Source organism: Pseudomonas sp. 910_21 (assembly GCF_052850735.1).
The window spans coordinates 114,941-130,094 of sequence record NZ_VXCY01000009.1 but is presented as its reverse complement, the minus strand read 5'-3'; the positions used below and the strand labels follow the sequence as shown (position 1 = coordinate 130,094).

At 55.4% G+C, this 15,154-nt stretch carries 17 protein-coding genes and 1 tRNA gene; 13 read left to right on the top strand and 5 right to left on the bottom strand.

The features are described 5' to 3' along the window. Positions 1-387 precede the first annotated feature (387 nt). The 7 genes from FW796_RS25540 to FW796_RS25510 all read left to right on the top strand — a co-directional run bounded on the left by FW796_RS25540 (position 388) and on the right by FW796_RS25510 (position 4,064). Positions 388-1,170 carry a S24 family peptidase gene (locus tag FW796_RS25540; protein ID WP_446440268.1) on the top strand — a complete coding sequence of 261 codons (783 nt, stop codon included), beginning with the start codon at positions 388-390 and terminating at the stop codon, positions 1,168-1,170. 245 nt (positions 1,171-1,415) lie between these two features. Further along, positions 1,416-2,240: a BRO-N domain-containing protein gene (locus tag FW796_RS25535; RefSeq protein ID WP_446440267.1), complete on the top strand. Its 825-nt coding sequence runs from the start codon at positions 1,416-1,418 to the stop codon at positions 2,238-2,240. Beyond that, positions 2,237-2,821, top strand: a complete 585-nt coding sequence (locus FW796_RS25530; RefSeq protein WP_446440266.1) for a hypothetical protein — start codon at positions 2,237-2,239, stop codon at positions 2,819-2,821. The genes FW796_RS25535 and FW796_RS25530 overlap by 4 nt, the downstream gene beginning before the upstream one ends. Positions 2,822-2,830: 9 nt before the next feature. Then, entirely contained in the window at positions 2,831-3,115 is a 285-nt protein-coding gene (locus FW796_RS25525) for a phage antirepressor KilAC domain-containing protein (protein WP_446440265.1), read from the top strand. Then, complete coding sequence (locus tag FW796_RS25520; protein WP_016966897.1) at positions 3,102-3,281, top strand: hypothetical protein; 180 nt, start codon at positions 3,102-3,104, stop codon at positions 3,279-3,281. The genes FW796_RS25525 and FW796_RS25520 overlap by 14 nt, the downstream gene beginning before the upstream one ends. Beyond that, a complete protein-coding gene (locus tag FW796_RS25515) occupies positions 3,274-3,600 on the top strand; it encodes a pyocin activator PrtN family protein (RefSeq protein ID WP_446440264.1) in 327 nt (108 codons plus the stop codon). Before FW796_RS25520 ends, FW796_RS25515 begins: the two co-directional genes overlap by 8 nt. A 44-nt stretch (positions 3,601-3,644) precedes the next feature. Further along, a complete protein-coding gene (locus tag FW796_RS25510) occupies positions 3,645-4,064 on the top strand; it encodes a hypothetical protein (protein WP_446440263.1) in 420 nt (139 codons plus the stop codon). 299 nt (positions 4,065-4,363) lie between these two features. On the opposite strand, the gene FW796_RS25505 is transcribed toward FW796_RS25510, so the two are convergent. Further along, positions 4,364-5,056, bottom strand: coding sequence for a hypothetical protein (locus FW796_RS25505; RefSeq protein WP_446440262.1), 693 nt, complete (start codon positions 5,054-5,056; stop codon positions 4,364-4,366). 5 nt (positions 5,057-5,061) lie between these two features. On the opposite strand from FW796_RS25505, the gene FW796_RS25500 reads away from it, so the two are divergent. From FW796_RS25500 to FW796_RS25490, 3 genes are read left to right on the top strand one after another with little or no spacing between them, the layout of a single operon-like run. Beyond that, on the top strand, positions 5,062-5,868 hold the full coding sequence (locus FW796_RS25500; protein WP_446440261.1) for a DNA cytosine methyltransferase: 807 nt from the start codon (positions 5,062-5,064) through the stop codon (positions 5,866-5,868). Between the two features lie 9 nt (positions 5,869-5,877). Further along, entirely contained in the window at positions 5,878-6,144 is a 267-nt protein-coding gene (locus FW796_RS25495; RefSeq protein WP_110722766.1) for a DUF4224 domain-containing protein, read from the top strand. Positions 6,145-6,147: 3 nt separating this feature from the next. Then, positions 6,148-7,212: a tyrosine-type recombinase/integrase gene (locus FW796_RS25490; RefSeq protein WP_410918849.1), complete on the top strand. Its 1,065-nt coding sequence runs from the start codon at positions 6,148-6,150 to the stop codon at positions 7,210-7,212. Between the two features lie 137 nt (positions 7,213-7,349). On the opposite strand, the gene FW796_RS25485 is transcribed toward FW796_RS25490, so the two are convergent. The 3 genes from FW796_RS25485 to FW796_RS25475 form a co-directional block, all read right to left on the bottom strand. Further along, entirely contained in the window at positions 7,350-8,960 is a 1,611-nt protein-coding gene (locus FW796_RS25485; protein WP_410918848.1) for a TIGR02391 family protein, read from the bottom strand. Then, on the bottom strand, positions 8,957-10,015 hold the full coding sequence (locus FW796_RS25480; protein WP_410918847.1) for a DNA cytosine methyltransferase: 1,059 nt from the start codon (positions 10,013-10,015) through the stop codon (positions 8,957-8,959). Before FW796_RS25480 ends, FW796_RS25485 begins: the two co-directional genes overlap by 4 nt. Positions 10,016-10,431: 416 nt before the next feature. Next, positions 10,432-10,505, bottom strand: a tRNA-Cys gene (locus FW796_RS25475). 394 nt (positions 10,506-10,899) lie between these two features. On the opposite strand from FW796_RS25475, the gene FW796_RS25470 reads away from it, so the two are divergent. The 3 genes from FW796_RS25470 to FW796_RS25460 all read left to right on the top strand — a co-directional run bounded on the left by FW796_RS25470 (position 10,900) and on the right by FW796_RS25460 (position 14,415). After that, positions 10,900-12,000 (top strand): polyamine ABC transporter substrate-binding protein, encoded by a 1,101-nt coding sequence (locus FW796_RS25470; RefSeq protein ID WP_346635513.1) that lies wholly within the window; start codon positions 10,900-10,902, stop codon positions 11,998-12,000. A 58-nt stretch (positions 12,001-12,058) separates the two neighbouring features. Further along, entirely contained in the window at positions 12,059-13,474 is a 1,416-nt protein-coding gene (locus tag FW796_RS25465; RefSeq protein ID WP_446440260.1) for an aminotransferase, read from the top strand. A gap of 77 nt (positions 13,475-13,551) precedes the next feature. Continuing rightward, positions 13,552-14,415 carry a helix-turn-helix transcriptional regulator gene (locus tag FW796_RS25460; protein ID WP_446440259.1) on the top strand — a complete coding sequence of 288 codons (864 nt, stop codon included), beginning with the start codon at positions 13,552-13,554 and terminating at the stop codon, positions 14,413-14,415. Between the two features lie 30 nt (positions 14,416-14,445). On the opposite strand, the gene FW796_RS25455 is transcribed toward FW796_RS25460, so the two are convergent. Further along, on the bottom strand, positions 14,446-15,063 hold the full coding sequence (locus tag FW796_RS25455; protein ID WP_446440258.1) for an extracellular solute-binding protein: 618 nt from the start codon (positions 15,061-15,063) through the stop codon (positions 14,446-14,448). Positions 15,064-15,154 lie beyond the last annotated feature (91 nt).

Genomic DNA, 15,154 nt, shown 5'->3' with positions numbered 1-15,154 from the left:
GTGTGTCGGGAGGAACTGGGCGACCCTTGGGTCGCCTTTTTTCTATATCGCCTCAACTCGACAGAGCGTGTCGGGTGCCGGAAAAATCTCTGGCAGGTCAGGTCGCAATTGGTGCGGCAAGAGCGAACCTGCCAGAACCTTAGAAAGTGTTCTAACCTGAGCAACTGGCACCCCTCGACGGCGCCAATTGAATAGACGCTGCGGACTGATTTCACATTCATGCGCGATCTGCGACGGGCTTTTTCCGGCTTCCTGAGCCACCCGTAATATCATTTCGAAGACCTGATCAGGCGTATTCATGGCAAGATCCAAACCAAACATTTCGAACGAAGAAACCAAACAATACGTTTGTTATCAACAGAACACAAGCGATGTAGCATTTCGTTTATGAGCAAACAACCGAACGACCTCAAAGGCCAACGCTTTCAAAAAGCACTCGAAGACTCCGGACTATCAGGTGCCGAGTTTGCGCGACTGCTTGAACTTGAAAACGAACAGAACATCACCAACTGGAAAAAGCGCGGCGTACCGGCCTACATGGTGGGAGAAGTCGCGCTGACCTTGGTAGTCGAACGGGAATGGCTGGAAGGTAAGAATGTCCCCATGCGGACCGAGGCTACAGAACGCCACCCTGCCCCACCTGCCGCGAATGACTCGTCACTGTATGTACTGGACCCACTGGAGCTTTGGGAGCCGGACACACCATTACAGGACGGAGAAATTGAACTGAGACTTTATAAGGAAATAGAGCTAACAGCAGCTCCCGGGAAGATTGGGCGCACTGAAATTCAGGAAGTCACAGGCCCAAAGCTTCGTTTTTCAGGGGCTGTTCTGAGCAGCTGTGGAGTTGTTCCCTCCAATGCCGTATTCGCGACAAATAACGGTAATAGTAACCATCCATTGATCCTGTCCGGCTCTACCGTAGCCATAGATAAGGGTGCCACCCGGATCATCGATGGAGAAATCTACGCCATTGATCACAATGGACATTTTCGCATCAAGTTCCTACAGCGCCTGCCTGACGGCATCAGAATGAAGAGCTTTAACTCTGGAGAGTATGCAGACGAAGATTACAATTTTGACGACATCCTAGCCCAACGGATCGTTATTCTCGGTCGCGTTTTCTGGTGGTCATCAACCCGCCCCCTGCAAGGCCCACCCCTTATATAGAAACAATTCGTTTGCACCAAAACCAAACATATTGTTTACTTGCCTTACTCTTCCACCACAGAGAACGGCAAGACTATGCACACCACAGCAACCCTGCACGTCCATCCGGCGTGCAACCCCATCCGCGTATTCGAGGTTCGCCACCTGGCCCGCGAATACGGCTGCACCTTCATCGCCAGCAAACCAAAACAGAACGCCCACCAACCCCACACACCATTTGATCCAAATGGCGGGAGGGCTGCCTAATGACTCTGCCAATCCCCTACGCCTTTGAAGGCAATGAAGTCCGGGCGCTGATGATCAACGGAGAACCTTGGTTCGTTGCGACTGACGTTGCGCTAGCCCTTAGCTACGCCGAAGCCAAGGATATGACTCGCAATCTCGATGACGATGAAAAGGGTCGGCAGATTGTGCCGACCCCTGGCGGCAACCAAGAAATGCTAGTGATCAACGAAGCCGGTCTGTACTCCGCCATCCTTCGCAGCCGCAAGGCCGAAGCCAAACGCTTCAAGCGCTGGGTGACTCATGAGGTTCTACCTTCCCTTCGCAAACACGGCGCCTACATCATGCCCACGGCAGAAGCTGTCGCCGAAGCAACTGAGGTTCCGCTGGCCGCCAACGTGGAGGCGGACCAGATCGTCAGTGCGGGCCGTGTATTTCGCGCCCTGTTCACTACTGCTCGTAGCATGGGCATGGCACGACGCCTTGCAGCAACACGCGCCAACCAGGCGGCAGTGCGTACTACAGGCATCGACTTAGTTGCCGAGCTTGGCGCTTCGGAATGGCTAGAAGACTCAGACCTGCCAGCTCCACAGCGTAAACAATATGAGCTTCAACAAAGTCTGCGCTCTCATTTGACAGCCAACAACTGGCCGCAAGGCGTTACCAACCAGCAAGTAATCGAAGCAATGGGGCTGGCGCAGGACAAAGCGACTCAAATGGTCGTTGGCCAGTCGTTACTACTACTCGGCTATACACGCGTCCGCCTGCCCGCTCACCGCCCAGGAGGCGTTCGCCCCTGGGGTTATGTACTCAGACCAAATGGGCGTTCGCAGGAGGCGGCAGAATGAGCAGGTTCTCAGTCGATAACCGCACGCTGCAGTTGCTCAAGGCTCAAGTCAACCTGAGCGAAACCTTTAACCATACACTGCGCAACTCACCCAAGCGCACGGCGTTGAGGTTTCGCCTGAACGTAGACCGCGGCCCCGCCGAAAGCTCTTTTGTCGTCGAGCTGGGCAACGAGCGCCACACCCTGACCCTGGCCAACGACAAAAAAACCCACCTCAAGCTGGCAGATTTCATTGAGGACGTGGCCAACGGCACAATCGACCACACTGCCCAACTACAACCCCTGCCGCACGCCGAACGCGAGTATGGGAAGTTCAGCGCAGAGCAACGCGAACGAGTGTTTGGCTTGGTCTGCCTAGGCGGATTCCTTGACCTCGACCTGGGCTTCTCGTTACCGATCATGGCGGCCATTCACCGTACCCGAAGCCGTACAGGCGCCACGATCATCCTCAGCATTGGCCACCGAAGCCCACGAACTAAATGCTTCACGATCTACGGCACAGACATAGAGATCTACAAGGCGGCATGCGAATCCATCACCCACCTGGCAACGCTGGCAACTCCCGCCGCGCATGCCGCCTAGGAGATCGCTATGGATCGCACTCTTGAAAAAACCGCCAAGTACTTCGGCCTCACCCGTCCAGCCCTGATCAAGCTAATGCGCGAAAAGCACCTACTCACAGAACACAACCTGCCGGCCTTCCCGGTGCGGGATCGGGAGTACCTGCGCATCAAAGACGGCAGTTGGTACCACGACAGACTCGGCATGCAGTACAGCCAGTCAACACGGGTACGGCAGGCCGGCATTCCCTGGCTTGCCGAGCAACTGGGCCTCGCCCTGCCCGCTATCCCGGCAGATCGCCGTGACGTGGCCTAGGGAGTACGCCCGCCAGATCATCGCCTTACGGACCAAAGAGGAGCGCAACGCTGCGCTCCTTGAGGTACCCGAGCATCTGCGCGAGCTGACCAAAGCCCACTGCCTGATCACCTGGAACCACCCGAAACGCCGCCAGCGCATGGAGAGCCAGCAAGCCAATGAGTAACGCCAACCAGACCCCACTGCGCCTGATGCCAGCACCGGAAACCGCCACCGTCGAGCTGCTGTATCGCACCTTCGGCGACGTACTGATCCCGCTGGAAAAAATCCGTGTGCAGTACTTCCGCAACCTCAATGAACAGTCGTTCGCCGCCGAGATCAGCAGCGGCCGCATTCAACTGCCCGTCACCACCCTGGACAGCAGCCGCAAGGCCCCGAAGTACGCACACATCCGCCACGTTGCCGCACTGATCGACATCCGCGCCTACCGGGCGGATGAAGAACACGCCAAGCAACAGGCCGACGCCAACGATCACGACCAATAACCCAACGGCTGTCACCACCAGCCAAACCCACCGGAGCACACCACATGACCCACATACAAACCATTGCCCTGATCGGCCTGATACTTACCGTCGCCTTGCTCTACTGGGCCGGCTACCTGATTGGCCGGAGCAATGGACGAGCAGCCGGGATTGAGGAAGGCAAAGCGGTTGCCGAAGCGGACAACGCTAGAGCCCTGCGCGAGCTGAAAACCGCCCTCAAGTTCGTGCGAGCAGAAAACCAAAGGCTGGCGGAACTCCACGAACGCCTGCAGGACAGCCAAACCCTCAAGCCAGTACATCGGCATACCTTGCTGGCCATCGCAGATCTTCTGCGCATCGCCGCCGAGACATTCAGCGCCTTCAAGACCGGAAAAAAACTCGAAAGAGACTCGCGCTCGTTGCGCGATCAAGCCCTGGCCATCGCCACCCTACTGGAGCCGGTAGCAAAGGAGGAAGCGGCATGAGCCAGCAGATCGAAGGACCAGCCCGCTATCAGAAACCGGAGGAAAGCGGCATGCCGCACGCTCAGCCCACCGCCCAAGCCATGACCGCTTTGCTCCGCAACGTCAGCGGCGTCGACGCGCAGAATACAAAGAGCCTCTGCTGCGCAGCAGCAGGCATTACTGCCCTTGCCAGCAGCACCACCGAGGCGCGTACACCCCACGAAAAGCTGCGCGGGGCCGCCACAACCGGAGCAACGCTGAACGCTCAGATTGGGCCGCTCGCGCAGCTTGTTTTGGGGTATAGAACAAGATGCAGCCCTTTAAACTCTCCTGCTCAAAGCGTCGATTGTCAGTCGGACATGATGCCGACAGTGGTCAAGCCTATGTACCGTAGACAGGGAGTCATCTCTGGACAGCTCCCAGTCACCCAGCATCTCGCATGCAGCCTTGGCGGCAGAGACTGCGCTCATAAGGTGACTGATATAAATAAGTTGCTGGTTAGTCACCATATGCGAGCTGATTATGTTCGTTACCAACGTATCAAGCCCCTGCCACTTGGCCACGTGACCATTCTTGCAATACCTGCGGGCGGTTTCTCTTGCCTCCGAGCAGAGACGCTCGCTCGGTTGATGACGCTCAAGAAACGGACTGTTTGCAAGACAATCTTGAATTTCAGACTGAAGTTCATCAATCGGCTTGATGTTTCCGAGCATAGAGGCGAGCAGAAGGCCGACCTCCTTCGAAATCAAAGTAGCAGCAGTTCTAATGATCGCGTCAGTACGTCTCTGAACTTCTGCAGTATTTTTTTTGGAGTGAAAAACAGGAAAAGCAGCAGCGCCAATAATAGCCAGAATGGACCCAACAGCTTGCGCCCAGTCAGCAGCCTTCTCCTTCACGCCAAAAGCATCCAACACAACAAACAGTGCCCATCCCAGCGCTCCTATAGCCAGAAATGCCCAGACAACCCATACGCTGGCGACTTTCATTTCTGGAGGCATGCTGAATTTCTTCATGCGTCATGGCTCCCAGCCATCAAAAAACGCTCAGCATGCCCATTCCAAAGCCTCCCGTCTATGAAGGAGGCCGCGTGAATGAGCTGGCTCTTTTCGCAGGCGCTGGTGGCGGAATACTCGGCGGCCACCTCCTCGGATGGCGCACCATCTGCGCCGTTGAGCGTGATGCCTACGCCGCACAGGTTCTGGCGCAACGACAAAACGATGGAGCCCTCCCAACTTTCCCAATTTGGTCTGACGTGTGCAGTTTTGATGGAAGACCATGGAGAGGTCTTGTTGACGTGGTTTCGGGAGGATTTCCCTGCACCAATATCTCCATCTGCGGGGACGCCTCCGGCCTGGACGGTGAAGCAAGCGGATTGTGGGTGGAGCAGCGCCGAATCATCGATGAAGTACGACCCCGCCTCGCGTACATGGAGAACTCGCCAATGCTCACTTCTAGGGGGCTTGGACGTATTCTCGGGGACCTGGCCGAACTGGGGTTCGATGCACGATGGGGAGTGTTCAGCGCATACGACGCCGGCCTGGATCACAGAAGGGACCGTATCTGGATTGTGGCCGACGCCAACGGCTTCGGACGGGAAAGGCAGCGTTCTACCAGAGACCGCCAGGAAGAGAGCCGAAAAGTCCTCGCGGGGTGTACGCCTGCCCGAGCACTTAACCCTTCTGGGCTTGCTGCCTGGAGGGCGGCACAACCCCGAGTTCAGCGAGTGGTTGATGGGCTGGCCATTGCAATGGACAGACATCGCGCCATTGGAAATGGCCAAGTTCCGCGAGTGGCAGCAACAGCATTTTATGCACTTTCCAAGTGAGGTGGCCGCATGACCACTAACAACGCCCTAAATACAGTTAACGCACTGCAGAGTGAAACACTTGACCAGGACGAACTGCACACCATTACCGGGTATCAGCTCCCATCCAAACAGATCCAATGGCTGACCAACAACCATTGGGAGTTTGTTCTGACTGGTGCCCGACGCCCCATCGTTGGCCGGGTTTACGCCAGGATGAAGTTAGCCGGCGTCAAACCCTCTGCAGCTAGTGCCGTGACTGAAGTCTGGTCACTCAACCTTGCGAATGTGAGCTGACCCGTGCGCAAGAGAACCACAGCCAACCGCGACCTACCGCCGCGCATGGTGCGCCGTATCAGAAAGGGCAAGAACGGCCAGATCTGGACGGCGTACTACTACGACGGAAGGGACGCCGCCGGCAAGCGCAAGGAAATCCCATTGGGCACCGACCTCGATCAGGCCAAGGTGGAATGGGCCAGGCTGGAGCGCAGAGCGCCACCCAAGCCCAACCACCTGATGAGCTACGTATTCGACCGGTACGAAAAAGAGATCATCCCCGGCAAATCGATCCGCACCCAGTCGGACAACCGCAAGGAACTCAAGCAACTCAGGAGGGCCTTTGAAAGCGCGCCTATCGAATCGATCACCCCTCAGGTGATCGCCCAATACCGCGATGCCAGAACCGCCAAGGTCCGGGCCAATCGAGAAATCGCCCTGCTCTCTCACGCATTCACCATTGCCCGAGAGTGGGGCCTGACCGACAAAGCCAACCCGTGCTTCGGCGTCCGCCGCAACAAGGAAAAGCCCAGGGACTACTACGCCGGCGAGACCGTATGGAATGCGGTCTACGCCGAGGCAGTGCAGGAACTCAAGGACGCGATGGACCTGGCCTATCTGACCGGACAACGCCCCGCGGACGTGCTCAAGATCGCCGCCACCGACCTGAACAATGGGTTCTTGCTGATTGGCCAGGGCAAAACCGAAAAGCGCCTACGCCTGCGCCTGGAGGAGGAAGGCGTACAGTCCGGCTTGAGTGCCTTTATCGAAGACCTACAGGAACGCAGGAGAATCAACAGCATCAGGACATCGACGCTAATCACCAACGCCTCAGGGCTACGAATGAGCCAGCAGATGCTGCGCAACCGCTGGGACGATGCGCGGGAGAAGGCTGCCATCAAGGCTGCGGCCGATGGCGATCCGGCACTGGCGGTCAGCATTCGGCAGTTTCAGTTCAAGGACATACGGCCGAAGGCGGCCAGTGAAATTGAGTTAACGCATGCAAGTCGGCTCCTCGGGCACTCAACCGAGGAGATGACCAAGAAGGTCTATCGGCGTGTTGGTGAGATTGTTAAACCTACAAAATAACCAAATGCCACCAAGATCATAGTTGGTAGCATTCGGCAATCAGAGGTCGCTCGGAGCGGGTGCGCGAAGCAGGGAGCGATTCAAACTAGGGGCGATTAAAAGCAGGATATTCTGGACGCGACCAAAGTTTGGATTGCTCAATCCTCTTCAGTCGACTCCTTTACCGCCTCTATCCGAGTAACCAAATACGAGGTTAGGCTCAAGATATCTAGGCAGTCTATCTCTGAAAATGTATTGGGGACGAGAGTGTCTATGGGGGAGTGGTTCAACGGATTTCTGAACCCCATGAAGAGCCCTCTTGATAACTGATCCTGCCCTTTCTGAATATTTTCTCCAGAATCGGTATTTATATCCGCCACTTGAATTGCGGGAGGTCGCGTACCAAAGGCTTTACCTATTAAGTCTGCGCCATCGAGCTTAAGGCCAGAGATATTCCTAATTGTTTCAAAGTAGATTTTAACCCCTTGATCAGCCGCTTCACCATATTGTTGATTTTCATAATAGCTACGAACACGATCTCTAAGCACCGAATGCAGGTGCCGCCAATGCAGTTGTGGGTATTCAGGTACTAGCTCATGTAGCGCTTCAACAATAGGAACATACTTCGTTATAGATTCATCATTGTTCAGGGTATCAAGAATTATGGAGGTTTGTTCCCTGACATTTTGGGGCATAGTAGACATCCACTTCTCAGTGTCAATACCAGTAGCCTCTTTTATCGTGACACCCTTCTTTGCTCTTCTTTTTTCACGCCAACTATTATTAACTTTTGCAATAGTTTCGGAAAGAAACCCGCGAAACTCTGCCATCTCAAGATTATCCCAATTTATGGATTGGCGATTCGTCGAGATAACGTCCTCATCGAGCTCATCAATGAAATCAGCGCGAATCCAACCAGTGAGATACTGGTAAAAGTGACTAGACGTACTGCTTGAAAAAAACTCGGGGGCATTCACAAGTTTCCCGCGTGAAAAAATAGATATGCCACGCAACCCAGAGTTTGGGCGAATTGGAGTCTCAGCAGTAAATAGCTTTCCAACTACACCCGCATACTGAGAATCATCTTGTATGTAATCTTCCAACCCCCACTCAAACTCTTTATTAAAGTTTTTATACCTCCGCTGCTCGTTGACAATAGCACGCTCTTCGCCCTTTTTTAAGATAATACTAAAGGTGGTATCGGAGATAAATATCTTAGACAGGCTATCAGCCAGCGCTTCAACATCGAAACTCGATTGGCGCTTTAGTTTCGCAAGCTTAATTGTGGTACCAGACGGACGAGTGGTTTTTTGGTTGTTAATTTCACGAGTGGGTGAGTATTCACCCTCAGACGTCATAAGCGTATCCCAATCCAAGCTAAACCTGTTCCGCAGTCCATCCTTAACCGTATCGATAGTAATGTGTTTTGATAGTCCAAAAAGTGCAAGCTTTCCCAGACCTTTTTTACCAGTGGCGAGCCGCTTGAATTTTTTAGTCGGCTCATCACCTTCCTTCTGTCGACGATTTCTGCCAATGACCAGAAATTTTTCCTGAATGTCGAGGGCGTTCATCCCCTCCCCGTCGTCGGTAACACTAATAGAGGATGGCCCTGACGCAGTCTCCGCGAGGCTTATTTTTACTTCAGATGCATCTGCGTCATAGGCGTTAGAAATCAACTCCGCAAGAGCTGGAGGAAGAGTAGAGTACATTCGAACGCCCAAGTGCTCGATAGTCTTGGGGTCAAATTTCATTACAAAGCGCTTGGTCATTCTACACTCCCTGTTTCAACCGACCTTAGATGCTGTATATATTTTTTCGCATGAGCCTTAATCAACAAAGGCGGAAGAGCATTCCCTATCATTAGCGCGGCGTAATCTTTTCCTCGCTTCAGCGAAAACTTATAATTTTCGGGAAAAGTTTGAAGCAAAGCGGCTTCCCGAAGTGTGATTGATCGGTTCTGATCCGGGTGAATAAATCGTCCTTTAGAAGGGTTGGTGCAGCCACCAGTGATTGTTGGTGCTACATCATTCCAAGACATCCGCCCATAGACATCCTTGTAAGAGCCAGGTCGCTTAATATGACATGGCAACCAAAGCTCAAGTGGGAGGTCACTCCTTGAGCCACCATCGATGGGAACATTTTCGATTATCGTTGAAACTTTTTTGCTTCTATAAACAGGTAGATCGTGAAGCTCGTCTCCTGAAAAACCAGGCAAAGGCAATGCGCCAATTGTTTGTTTCACCGTTGCTTTAACTATTATTTTTTCTGGCTCATTAATGATGCCGAAAAGTGAAGCCTGTAGAATCATACGCTTTCGACGTTGCGGCACGCCAAAGTCAGCAGCGTCCAAAACTTTCACAGTATTATCATCTATTATATAGCCAAGCTTTTTAAGCTCTGCTTTAAGTTTTGACATACGTTGATCTTTAGCAAGACCTGGAACATTTTCCAACATAATGGTTTTTGGCAGAAAAACTTTTATGTAACGTAAAACCTCGAAAACCAAATCGTTTCGTATGTCGTCTACAGAGCTGGATCTATTGCGTGTTTTGTGGGTAGAGAAACCTTGACATGGAGGGCAGCCTGCAAGAAGGTCTAGCTCTCCCTTCTTCAAACCCAAACTATCCATAACTTCTTTAGGGTCTATTTTTGAAAGATCACCAATAAACAGTCTAGTTTTTTTATGATTCAGCTTGTACGTGGCTGCCGCAGTTTCATTAAGTTCAAAACCTGCAAGTACCGAGAATCCAGCTGCCTTTAATCCAGTGGTGAGGCCGCCTGCTCCACAAAACAGGTCAATTGCGCATACTTTCTTATGGGTCATATAAATGGACAAAAGCTCAAAAAAATAAAAAACGTCAATGTGTGCTGTTAAGCAAGGTACTTACTGAACGCTAGCAGAAAGCCATCCTTTGAGCCAGAGCAGCAGAGGTGGAACTCGACTACCGCGCCTCCTTTCATAAGCGAGAGGGACATCGATTTTTGCATAGTCCCGCTGATCATGCACGAGGCGAGCCCCCAGCTTGCCAGCGTTAGATTAGTACCCGGCCGGAACTCAAAAACGGCGAATACATTAGCCATTCTCCACCATGAGCCCTCACTCAATTGAAAGAAAGCTATCTCAGCTCAACGCTAAAAACCGGCCACTTGCGGAAGCGATCCAAAAAATTGCGGAAGTGATTACCCAAATCCCAGGCAATAAAAAACCCCGTAGACGTTAATCTACGGGGTTTTCAAGGGTGGAGGCCGAGGTCGGAATCGAACCGGCGTAGGCGGATTTGCAATCCGCTGCATAACCATTTTGCTACTCGGCCCCAAATGTCCAATGCCTGAAAAACAACACTGCACACGTACAAACTGGAACGGCTTTCGAGATCAACCTCATCTCGCAACTCTTTGATTTCTAAAGAGTTTTTCCGTTTCCTCGCTGAGGAATGGTCGCAATTATGGACATGTTTTCCATTCCTGGCAACTCCTATTCGATATTTTTTCTGCCGGGCTGTTTCTACAGGTTTCCGGGCGGGCAAATACGGCTCGAAGTCGCCGGCGGGGCTGGATGATTGCATAAATCAAGTCCGATAGCTCGCCCTTGCCTGTTCCTCGCTCACCTACCCGATCGGGTTATGGCGTGTGTGCGGCGGCTCGCGGACAGTAGCGCCAACGGCTCGACCCGGGCTCCTCCCATCAGGTTCAAGGCGGAATTCCAGCATGCGTACAGCATTCCCTGCGGTATTTGGCGTGGTTCTGACGGTGGCGGCGGCCTGGGTGCAGGCCGAGGAGCCTGCAAGCAAGACGCTGCGGCTGTACAACTGGTCGGACTATATCGGCGAGAACACCCTCGCCGGCTTCGAGAAAGCCAGCGGCATCAAGGTGATCTACGACACCTTCGATTCCTATGAAACCGTCCAGGGCAAGCTGCTGCCCGGACGCTCCGGCTACGATCTGGTGGTACTCAATGCGGCGCTGGTGCCGCCCTTGATCAAGGCGCGGGTGTTCCAGCCGCTGAACAAGCAGTTGTTGCCCAGTTGGCAGAATCTCGACCCCCAGGTGCTGACAAGCCTGGAGAACTACGACGCTGGGGTGCAGTACTCGGCGCCCTATACCTGGGGCAGCAACGGGGTGACCTACAACGTCGACAAGATCCGCGAGCGGATGCCGGACGCGCCCATCGGTTCTCTGGCGATGCTGTTCGATCCCAAGGTGGTGTCGCGCTTCGCTGATTGCGGGGTGACGCTGCAGGACTCGCCCACGGATATTCTGCCGCTGGTGCTGGCCTGGCTGGGGCGCAACCCCAACAGCGCCGAGCCCGCAGACCTCAAGGCCGCGCAGGATGCCTTGATGGCCGTACGGCCCTATATCCGCAAGTTCGACTCCACCAGTTACCTCAATGGCCTGGCCAATGGCGACCTGTGCCTGAGTGCGACCTGGTCCGGCGATTACGCCACCGCCCAGGCCCGGGCCAATGAAGCGGGGGCACCGGTCAGGCTCGACTATTTCATTCCCAGGGAAGGCTCGCTGATCTGGTTCGACGATTTCTACATTCCCGCCGATGCGCCGAACGTGGCCAATGCCCATGCCTTTATCGAGTACCTGTTGCAGCCGCAGGTGATGGCCGAAGTCAGCGACTACATCCGCTACGCCAATGCCAACCTCAAGGCCACCCCGCTACTCACCGCCGAGGTGCGTGACAACCCGGCGATCTACCCCGATGCCCAGACCCGTGAGCGGCTGTTCACCCAGAAGATCCAGTCTCCCGCCAGCACCCGCCTGATCACCCGCACCTGGAACATGGTGAAGATCGGCAAGTGATCCATTCCTACCCATTCCATAGACATTGCGTCCAATGATTCGACCCGAGGTGAAGCCCATGGCTATCCAACCCGAAGCCTTTTTTCAACAGTTCGATGACCCTCAACTGGTGGCCGCCGACAAGGCCCATTACATGCACGGCTTCCATATGTTCGACGAGCACCGCGAGCAGGGCTCGCTGAACATCGCCGCCGGTGATGGTGCCTATATCTATGACACTGCCGGCCGGCGCTACCTGGATGCGGTCGGCGGCATGTGGTGCACCAACATCGGCCTGGGCCGCGAGGAAATGGCCGAAGCGATCGCCGATCAGGTACGGCAGTTGGCCTATTCCAATCCGTTCTGCGACATGGCCAACGTCAGCGCCATCCAGCTCTGTGAAAAGCTCGCCAGCCTGGCGCCGGGGGACCTGAACCACGTGTTTCTCACCACTGGCGGCTCCACTGCAGTAGACACCGCCTACCGCCTGGTGCAGTTCTATCAGAACAGTCGTGGCAAGCATGAGAAGAAGCATGTGATTTCGCGGATCAACGCGTACCACGGTTCCACCTTCCTGACCATGTCCATCGGTAACAAGGCCGCCGACCGAGCTCCCGAGTTCGACTTCATGAGCGACCTGTTTCACCACATCTCCTGCCCCAACTACTACCGTGCCCCGGCAGGCATGAGCGAGGCGGATTTCCTCGACTTTCTGGTGGCCGAGTTCGAAGACAAGATCCTCACTATCGGCCCGGACAAGGTGGCGGCCTTCTTCGCCGAACCCATCATGGGTTCCGGCGGAGTGATCATTCCTCCCGAGGGCTATCACCGGCGCATGTGGGAAATCTGCCAGCGCTACGACCTGCTGTATGTCGCCGATGAGGTGGTGACCTCGTTCGGTCGCCTGGGAACCTTTTTCGCCTCGCAGGACGTATTCAACATGCAGCCGGACATCATCACCACCGCCAAGGGCCTGACCTCGGGCTACCTGCCCCTGGGGGCATGCATTTTCTCCGAGCGCATCTGGCAGGTGATAGGCGAGCCGGGCAAGGGCCGTTGCTTCACCCACGGTTTCACCTACAGCGGACACCCGGTCAGTTGCGTCGCAGCGCTGAAGAACATCGAGATCATCGAGCGGGAAAACCTGCTGGCCCATGTCGAGGATGTGGGGGCCTACATGGAGCAACGCCTGCAGAGCCTGGCGCAACTGCCCCTGGTCGGCAATGTGCGCTGCAAGCGGCTGATGGCCTGCGTCGAATTCGTCGCCGACAAGCACAGCAAGAGCCTGTTGCCGGAGGCCCTGAACATTGCCGAACGCATCCACCTGCGAGCCCAGGCCAAGGGTTTGCTGGTACGCCCCATCGGCCATCTCAACGTCATGTCGCCACCGTTGATCATTACCCGCGCGCAGATCGACGAGATTGTCGAGACCTTGCGCGAATGCATCCTCGAGGCTGCAGCCGAGCTGCGCCGTGACGGCCAGTACCTGGGTTGATGAATCGACAACAGGCACCGGCAGCACTGCGAATCGGGGTCTTACCCGGCCTGCGCCCGGCAGTTAAACTGCCGGGCATGAGCGCACCTGCCAATACCCCCGACGCCCCTCTCTCCCTCCATGCCCTGCAGGCCTGGCATGCCGGCTTGGCCAAGGCATTCGACAGCGTGGACGATGAGGCCTTCCTCAGCCATCTGGCGGCAGCGCTGAATGCCCTGACCCCCATCGAATCCATGATGATCAGCCTGGAACGCAAAGGCTTGCCACCACAGCTACTGCATGAGCAAGGCATAGTCGGCGAGTACCGCGACGAGATCATCAACCGCTATTTCTCCCGCGGCTACCTGCTCGACCCCTTTTGCCTGGCGGTGGAAAACGGCTTGGCAGAGGGCTTCTACCACCTCTCGGAAATCGCCCCGGACAACTTCTTCGCCAGCGAGTACTACAAGACCTACTACCTCAAGACCGGGGGCGCCGAAGACAGCTACTACATCGTCGACCTCGACCCGCACAGCAAGATTTCCCTGTGCATGTTCCAGGGTTTGAGTGGCGCGCGCTTCGCCAGCGAACCCTTGGCGCTACTGCGGGCGGTGGAACCGCTGGTACGTGAACTGATCCGCCGCTTCGGCAGTGCCGGCGGCTTGCAGCAACTGGTCCGGCACGCCACTCAGGGCTCGCTGCCGGCCCAGGCACCGGCCAACCTCAACCAACAGATCGAAGCCGCCTTCATGAGCTTCGGCACTCCGCTGCTGACCGTACGCGAACGGGAGATCGCCCACTTGATCCTGCGCGGTCACTCGGTGAAATCCACGGCCAAGGTGTTGGAAATTTCTCCGGAAACCGTGCGCATGCATCGCAAGAATCTCTACACCAAGCTGGCCATCAGTTCCCAGGCGGAGTTGTTTTCGCTGTTTATCGACTGGCTGACCCAACGCCATTAAAGCCCCGGCCCATTGAGCCGGCTGGTGCGTTCAGCTCGCCGCCGCCCAGTGTTTGAAGCGCTCCTCCAGGGCCTCTCCGTGATCACGCCAGAAGCCGTGATCAACCCGTAGTGCCTGTGCATGGCTGGGGCAGCCATGAATGATCCAGGCAAACAGCTCCTGCTGCTGGGACACACTGGCAAAGGCAATGCAGGTTTGCGCTGCGGCCTTGTCTCGTCCGCCCCTGACCACTCCCCAACTGTCCATGTCGTAAAGACGCCCGCGCCACTGCAGCGGAAAGTCCGCTTCCTGCGGGCGCATATCGATGGATCGCGCGGTGTAGACCGACGACATGCTCACCTCTCCCGAAACCAGCCATTGCAGCGGTTCGGCTCCCGCGTCCCACCACTGAATGTGGGACTTGATCTGCTCCAATTTGTGAAACGCCCTATCAACGCCACTGCTTTTTCGCAGGGCGGGATATACCTGCGACACCTTCACGCCGTCCGCCAGCAGCGCGAGCTCCAAGGACAATCGGGCACTGTGGTGCAACCCACGGCGTCCCGGAAACGCCGCCAGGTCCCAGAAATCGGCCCAGTGGGTGGGGGCCCATGGCAGGGCCTTGGGGTCGTAAACCAGCGTGGTCGCCCAGATGTAAGTCTTGAACATGGAGAATCTTCCTTTTTTTCCAGGCCAAAACGGCAAGCCTAGTCAGCCGTCGTAACCATTGAGGTGGAATAAAAGGCAGTGTTCCAGGGAG

What these genes read in the sequence shown, in the direction of transcription:
- FW796_RS25540 (WP_446440268.1), top strand. Translation starts at nt 388, where the DNA reads ATGAGCAAACAACCGAACGACCTCAAAGGCCAACGCTTTCAAAAAGCA.
- FW796_RS25535 (WP_446440267.1), top strand. Translation starts at nt 1,416, where the DNA reads ATGACTCTGCCAATCCCCTACGCCTTTGAAGGCAATGAAGTCCGGGCG.
- FW796_RS25530 (WP_446440266.1), top strand. Translation starts at nt 2,237, where the DNA reads ATGAGCAGGTTCTCAGTCGATAACCGCACGCTGCAGTTGCTCAAGGCT.
- FW796_RS25525 (WP_446440265.1), top strand. Translation starts at nt 2,831, where the DNA reads ATGGATCGCACTCTTGAAAAAACCGCCAAGTACTTCGGCCTCACCCGT.
- FW796_RS25515 (WP_446440264.1), top strand. Translation starts at nt 3,274, where the DNA reads ATGAGTAACGCCAACCAGACCCCACTGCGCCTGATGCCAGCACCGGAA.
- FW796_RS25510 (WP_446440263.1), top strand. Translation starts at nt 3,645, where the DNA reads ATGACCCACATACAAACCATTGCCCTGATCGGCCTGATACTTACCGTC.
- FW796_RS25505 (WP_446440262.1), bottom strand. Translation starts at nt 5,056, where the DNA reads ATGAAGAAATTCAGCATGCCTCCAGAAATGAAAGTCGCCAGCGTATGG.
- FW796_RS25500 (WP_446440261.1), top strand. Translation starts at nt 5,062, where the DNA reads ATGGCTCCCAGCCATCAAAAAACGCTCAGCATGCCCATTCCAAAGCCT.
- FW796_RS25495 (WP_110722766.1), top strand. Translation starts at nt 5,878, where the DNA reads ATGACCACTAACAACGCCCTAAATACAGTTAACGCACTGCAGAGTGAA.
- FW796_RS25485 (WP_410918848.1), bottom strand. Translation starts at nt 8,960, where the DNA reads ATGACCAAGCGCTTTGTAATGAAATTTGACCCCAAGACTATCGAGCAC.
- FW796_RS25480 (WP_410918847.1), bottom strand. Translation starts at nt 10,015, where the DNA reads ATGACCCATAAGAAAGTATGCGCAATTGACCTGTTTTGTGGAGCAGGC.
- FW796_RS25470 (WP_346635513.1), top strand. Translation starts at nt 10,900, where the DNA reads ATGCGTACAGCATTCCCTGCGGTATTTGGCGTGGTTCTGACGGTGGCG.
- FW796_RS25465 (WP_446440260.1), top strand. Translation starts at nt 12,059, where the DNA reads ATGGCTATCCAACCCGAAGCCTTTTTTCAACAGTTCGATGACCCTCAA.
- FW796_RS25460 (WP_446440259.1), top strand. Translation starts at nt 13,552, where the DNA reads ATGAGCGCACCTGCCAATACCCCCGACGCCCCTCTCTCCCTCCATGCC.
- FW796_RS25455 (WP_446440258.1), bottom strand. Translation starts at nt 15,063, where the DNA reads ATGTTCAAGACTTACATCTGGGCGACCACGCTGGTTTACGACCCCAAG.